This is a genomic window from Streptomyces panacea (assembly GCF_040560175.1).
GTDB lineage: Bacteria > Actinomycetota > Actinomycetes > Streptomycetales > Streptomycetaceae > Streptomyces > Streptomyces panacea.
The window spans coordinates 22397-28592 of sequence record NZ_JARJHW010000088.1; the positions used below are offsets into that span (position 1 = coordinate 22397).

Below are 6196 nucleotides of genomic sequence, written 5' to 3' on the forward strand. Positions count from 1 at the left end.
AGGGGCCCGCGGTGACCAAGCTGCTGCTCTCCATCCATGTCCTCGCCTCGATCCTGGTGGTCGGGCCGATCGCCGTGGCGGCGTCGTTGTTCCCGCGCTACGCGCGCAAGGCGGCCGAGGAGGACGGACGCTCCGCCGCCGTCGCGGCGCTGCTCCACCGGATCTGCGGCGGCTACGCGATCGTCGGGGTCGCGGTCCCGGTCTTCGGGATCGCCACCGGCAAACAGCTCGGCGTCCTCACCGACGCGTGGCTGCTCACGTCGATCGGCCTGACGGCGATCGCCGCCGCGATTCTGGCGCTGGCGATCCTGCCGGGGCAGGAAAGCATGATCGAGGCATCGGCATCGGCATCGGCATCGGGGGCAGGGGCAGGGGCGGAGGCCGGGGCCGGAGCCGACATGGCACGGACCGCCGCCCGGCTGGGCGGCCTGACCGGCGTCTTCAACCTGCTCTGGGCGGTCGTGGTCGTCCTGATGATCGTGCGCCCCGGCTCCACGACCGGCGCGTGATCGGGCGGGCCTCGGATGCGCCCCCGCGAAGACGGGCGCGAGGCGATCGATAACCTGCGGGGAGGGAGGGCCTGTCCGGACTCCCGGGATTCCCCCAGAACCGATCCCGCGCGCCCACCGGTCCCGCCGACGCGCCGGAACAGCGAGGTGAGAGACCGTATGTTCACCACCCGGCCCACCCTCCAGGGCACCTTCGGCATGGTGTCTTCCACGCACTGGCTCGCCTCGCAGTCGGCGATGGCCGTCCTGGAGGACGGGGGTAACGCCTACGACGCCGCCGTGGCCGCCGGGTTTGTGCTGCATGTGGTGGAGCCGCACCTCAACGGGCCGGCCGGGGATCTGCCGATCATCCTCGCCCCGGTCGGCGGCGACGTCCGGGTGCTCTGCGGTCAGGGGCCCGCGCCCGCCGGGGCCACGATCGCGCACTACCGGTCCCTCGGACTCGAACTCGTCCCCGGCACCGGACCGCTCGCCGCGGCCGTGCCCGGTGCCTTCGACGCGTGGATGCTGTTGCTGCGCGACCACGGCACCAAGTCCCTCGCGCAGGTGCTGCGTTACGCCATCGGCTACGCCGAGGACGGCCACGCGCCCGTCGAGCGGGTCGGCGAGACCGTGGAGAGCGTGCGCGCGCTGTTCGAGACGGAGTGGACCTCGTCCGCCGACGTCTATCTGCCCGGCGGCCGGGCCCCGGCGCCCGGCGAGCTGTTCCGCAACCCCGCCCTGGCCGCCACCTGGCGCCGTCTGACGGCCGAGGCCGAGGCCGCGGGCGGCGGCGACCGTGTCGCGCAGATCGAGGCCGCGCGTGACATCTGGCGCACGGGATTCATCGCCGAGGCGCTGATACGCCAGTCCGAACGCCCCACCCTCGACACCAGCGGCTCCCACCACACCGGCACCCTGACCGCCGCCGACCTGGCCGGCTGGTCCGCGACGTACGAGGCACCCGCGACGTACGAGTGGAACGGCTGGACCCTCTGCAAGGCAGCCGGCTGGAGCCAGGGCCCCGCCTTCCTCCAGCAGCTCGCCCTGCTGCCGCCCGCGCCCGAGCTTCCGGCGTACGGCTCGGCGGAGTACGTCCACCTCCTTACCGAGGGCGGCAAGTTGGCCATGGCCGACCGGGAGGCCTGGTACGGAGACGCCGCCGACGTACCGCTCGCCGCCCTCCTCTCGGAGCCGTACAACACCGCGCGCCGCGCACTGGTCGGGGACAAGGCCTCCTACGAACTGCGTCCCGGCAGCCCTGACGGACGGGACCCCGTCCTCAGCGCCCACGCCACCGCCGTCGCAGCCGGTGGCGCCGGCTTCGACGCGCTCGCCGTCCCGGTGGCCGGCGCGGGCGAGCCGACCGTCGCCCGCGACGGCGCGACCCGGGGCGACACCTGCCACCTCGATGTCGTGGACCGCTGGGGCAACATGATCGCCGCGACGCCGAGCGGCGGCTGGCTCCAGTCCAACCCGGTCGTGCCGGAACTCGGCTTCCCGCTCGGCACCCGCCTCCAGATGGCCTGGCTGGAGCCCGGACTGCCCAACTCCCTCACACCGGGCCGCAGGCCCCGCACCACCCTCACCCCGTCCCTCGCCCTGCGCGACGGGGTACCCGTCCTGGCCTTCGGCACTCCCGGCGGCGACCAGCAGGACCAGTGGCAGCTCCACTTCTTCCTGGCTGTCGCGCTGCGCCCGCCGGTACGCGGCGGACTCGACCTCCAAGGCGCGATCGACGCGCCGAACTGGCACAACGACAGCTTCCCCAGCTCCTTCTACCCGCGCGGGATGCGACCGGGCAGCGTCACCGTGGAGCCGTCCATGGACGCGGCCGTAGTAGAAGGGCTGCGCCGTCGGGGCCACGACGTCACCGTCGGCGAACCCTGGTCGGAAGGGCGGCTCTGCGCGGTGGCCCGGGACCCGAGGACCGGCGTCCTGTCCGCCGCGGCCAATCCGCGCGGCATGCAGGGGTACGCGGTCGGTCGCTAGGAGGTGTCGTGCGGCCCGATGAACCTTTCCCGTCCCAGCACCGGCGACCTCGCGTGGGCTGGACGCCGAGTCGCCATCGAGCCGTCATCTCCGCCCCCACCTGCGTTGTCACACCTCTGTGGTTCCCTTGAGGCATGATCGATGACTTTCTGAACGGTGACCTTTCCCCGGTCGAGGCGGCGCTGCGTGACGCGGCCGCCGCCGAGATCATGCCGCGCTACCGGCAGCTCGCCGCCCACGAGATCGTCGAGAAATCAGGCCCGCACGACCTGGTCACCAGTGCCGACCGGGGTGCCGAGGAGCACCTGACTGCCGCGCTGACGGCGCTGCTGCCCGGCTCGGTGGTGGTGGGCGAGGAGGCGGTCCACGCCGATCCGGCCGTGTACGGGGCGCTGCGCGGCGACGCGCCCGTATGGATCGTCGACCCCGTCGACGGCACCCGGCAGTTCGTCCGGGGCGAGCCCGGATTCTGCACGCTCGTCGCACTCGCCCAGGGCGGCGAGGTGCTGGCCTCCTGGACGTACGCGCCCGCGACGGACGAGATGGCCACCGCCGTACGAGGACGGGGCGCCCTGCTGGACGGCGTCCCGCTGCGCTGCGGCACGCCCGCGCCCGGCGCGGTGCTCGAAGTCGCCATGTCGCACCCGGACTTCACGACGCCCGAGGAGAAGCGGGCGCTGCAGGGGGTCCAGGACGCCGACGACATCGCCGCCCGGCCGTGCGGTTCGGCGGGGCTGGAGTATCTGGCCATCGCGCGGGGCGCGCTCGACGCCGTCGCCTTCAGCTGGGAGCTGGCCTGGGACCACGCGGCGGGCCTGCTGCTGGTCACGGAGGCGGGCGGCGCGCAGCTGACCCTCACCGGCGAACCCTTCCGCGTCACCGGAGGTAACGCGCTGCCCTTCACGGCGGCGCGCGACACGGCGACCGCGCGGCGGGTGCGGGAACGCCTGCTGACCGGCCCGCGGACAGCGGCGGAGGCCGCGGGCGCCGGAGCCGGGCAGGTGCCGGGAGCCTGACGGGCGGGCCGCACGGCCCAGCCGGACAGCAGCCGAGGTCCCCGTCGTATCGTCGCCCCGCCGACAGGGTGTCAGAGGCCAGGAATATCCTGGTTCCTCTGGCCATCGGCTGACGAAGGAGTCCGAAGGTGCCGTCGATGCTCGATGCCGTCGTCGTGGGGGCGGGACCCAACGGGCTGACCGCCGCGGTCGAGCTGGCCCGACGTGGATTCTCCGTCGCCGTGTTCGAGGCCCGTGACACCGTGGGCGGGGGAGCGAGGACCGAAGAACTGACGCTGCCCGGCTTCCGGCACGACCCCTGTTCGGCCGTGCACCCCCTGGGTGCGGGATCGCCCGCGTTCAACGACATGCCCCTCGCGCGGTTCGGCCTGGAGTGGCTGCACCCCGAGCTGCCGATGGCCCACCCCTGGGACGACGGCACGGCCGCCGTGCTGTCCCGCTCCGTCGCCGAGACCGCCGCCTCCTTCGGCCCGCGCGACGCCGGGGCGTACCGCCGGCTCGTCGCCCCCTTCCTCGGGAAGTGGGACAACTTCGCGCGGGACTTCATGACGCTGCCCCCCAGGGGCCTGCCGCACGACACCCTCACGCTCGCCCGCTTCGGGCTCGCCGGGCTCCCGTCGGCGAATCTGCTGATGAGGCGCTTCCACGACGAGAAGGCCAAGGGACTCTTCGCGGGTCTCGTCGCCCATGTGATCGCCCCGCTGAGCGGGATCGCGACCGGCGGGGTGGGCCTGATGTTCGCGCTCGCCGCCCACGAGAACGGCTGGCCGCTCCCGCGCGGCGGCTCCCAGTCCATCTCGGACGCGCTCGCGGCGTATCTGCGCGACCTCGGCGGCACGGTCCACACCGGATTCGAGGTCAAGAGGCTCGACGACCTCCCGCCGGCCCGCGCGTATGTCTTCGACACCTCACCGACGGCGCTCGCCCGCATCGCGGGGCTGGGCCGGGCGTACGACTCGTACCGGTACGGCCCGAGCGTCTTCAAGATCGACTACGCGCTGGACGGCCCCGTGCCCTGGACGGCTGAGGCGGCGCGCCGGGCCGGCACCGTCCAGGTGGGGCCCACGCGGCGGGAGATCAGCACGGCGCTGGACCAGGCGTACGGCGGCAGTGCTCCGGCCGCGCCGTTCCTGATCACCGCGCAGCCCAGTCTGGTCGACCCGTCACGCGCCCCCGAGGGCAAACATGTCTTCTGGGCGTACGGCCATGTCCCGCACGCCTGGGACGGCGACCTGACCGACGCGGTCGAGCGGCAGATCGAGCGCTTCGCGCCCGGTTTCCGGGACCGGGTCCTGGCGCGCGCGACCGCGGGCCCGCCGGAGCTGGCGGCCCGTAACGCCAACTATGTGGGCGGGGACATCGCCACCGGCTCCGTCGCCGGTCTGCGGCTGCTGGTGCGGCCCAAGCTCTCGCTGTCGCCGTACAGCACCCAGCACCCGGCGGTCTTCATCTGCTCGTCGGCGACCCCGCCGGGGCCCGGCGTGCACGGCATGTCGGGGCAGAACGCGGCGAAGGCGGTCTGGCGCAAGCTGCGCGCGACGGCCTGACCGCCGGCGAGGCCCGCCCACGGGGGTGCTCCCCGGTGGGCGGGCCTCGCCGATTCCTGAGACGCTGGTTGGCGTCCGGGCATCCGGTGTATCGGCTGTACGCGGTCGGGCCCACCCCCTCGGCGAGGCCGACGCCGCCCCGCGCGCGCGGCTACAAGACGCCGGAGTACGCGCCGGTACGCCGCCGCCGCGCGCCCACCGGCCGCCGCCCACCGCCGTGCGCCGGGCGCTTTTTCCGCGAGCCGTCCGCGAGCCGCGTGGCCGACCACCGCCGAAGGAGGGATGGACCGCCATGAGCACATTCACCACCACCGATGGCACCGAGATCTTCTACAAGGACTGGGGCACGGGCCGCCCCGTCGTGTTCAGCCACGGATGGCCGCTGAACGCCGACGCCTGGGACGGCCAGCTCCGCGCCGTCGCGGAGAACGGCTTCCGCGGCATCGCGCACGACCGCAGGGGCCACGGCCGTTCCGGCCAGCCCTGGCAGGGCAACGACATGGACACGTACGCCGACGACCTCGCACAGCTCCTCGACGAGCTGGACATCCGCGACGCCGTCCTCGTCGGCCACTCCACGGGCGGCGGCGAGGTCGCCCGCTACATCGGCCGCCACGGCACGTCCCGCCTCTCCAAGGCGGTGCTCCTGAGCGCGGTGCCCCCGCTGATGCTGCGGACCGACGCCAACCCCGACGGCCTGCCCCTCAGCGCCTTCGACGACATCCGCACGGGTGTGGAGACCAACCGCTCGCAGTTCTACCAGGACCTCTCCGACCTCTTCTACGGCTTCAACCGCCCCGGCGCCGCCGTGTCGCAGGGCATGCGCGACGTGTTCTGGCTGTGGAGCATGCAGGTCGGCATCAAGGCGGCGTACGACTGCGTGAAGCAGTTCTCCGAGACGGACTTCACGCGGGACCTGAAGCGGTTCGACATCCCCACGCTCGTCCTGCACGGCGACGCCGACCAGATCGTGCCCATCGTGGCCTCCGGTCCCAAGTCCGCCGAGTTGATCAAGGACGCGACGCTGAAGGTCTACCCGGGCGGCCCGCACGGTCTGTACGGCGACCACGAGCAGGAGTTCAACGCCGATCTGCTGGCCTTCGTCAGCGACTGAGCCGACAGGCGTCAGGGCTAGGTCGTGTCTTCAAAGTTT

The 6196-nt window shown here is 73.2% G+C and carries 5 protein-coding genes; all 5 read left to right on the forward strand.

Going from position 1 to position 6196, the window contains the following annotated elements; genetic code table 11:
• Window positions 1-11: 11 nt before the first annotated feature.
• The 5 genes from P3L51_RS21010 (at window position 12) to P3L51_RS21030 (ending at window position 6157) form a co-directional block, all read left to right on the forward strand.
• Window positions 12-509, forward strand: a complete 498-nt coding sequence (locus tag P3L51_RS21010; RefSeq protein WP_354606809.1) for a hypothetical protein — start codon at window positions 12-14, stop codon at window positions 507-509.
• A gap of 159 nt (window positions 510-668) precedes the next feature.
• Complete coding sequence (locus tag P3L51_RS21015; RefSeq protein ID WP_354606810.1) at window positions 669-2480, forward strand: gamma-glutamyltransferase family protein; 1812 nt, start codon at window positions 669-671, stop codon at window positions 2478-2480.
• Between the two features lie 134 nt (window positions 2481-2614).
• Complete coding sequence (locus P3L51_RS21020; protein WP_354606811.1) at window positions 2615-3496, forward strand: inositol monophosphatase family protein; 882 nt, start codon at window positions 2615-2617, stop codon at window positions 3494-3496.
• 128 nt (window positions 3497-3624) lie between these two features.
• A complete protein-coding gene (locus tag P3L51_RS21025) occupies window positions 3625-5043 on the forward strand; it encodes a phytoene desaturase family protein (protein WP_354606812.1) in 1419 nt (472 codons plus the stop codon).
• 292 nt (window positions 5044-5335) lie between these two features.
• A complete protein-coding gene (locus P3L51_RS21030; RefSeq protein ID WP_354606813.1) occupies window positions 5336-6157 on the forward strand; it encodes an alpha/beta fold hydrolase in 822 nt (273 codons plus the stop codon).
• Window positions 6158-6196: the final 39 nt, after the last annotated feature.

Coding starts and splice junctions, on each gene's coding strand:
- P3L51_RS21015 (WP_354606810.1), top strand. CDS start 669: ATGTTCACCACCCGGCCCACCCTCCAGGGCACCTTCGGCATGGTGTCT.
- P3L51_RS21030 (WP_354606813.1), top strand. CDS start 5,336: ATGAGCACATTCACCACCACCGATGGCACCGAGATCTTCTACAAGGAC.
- P3L51_RS21020 (WP_354606811.1), top strand. CDS start 2,615: ATGATCGATGACTTTCTGAACGGTGACCTTTCCCCGGTCGAGGCGGCG.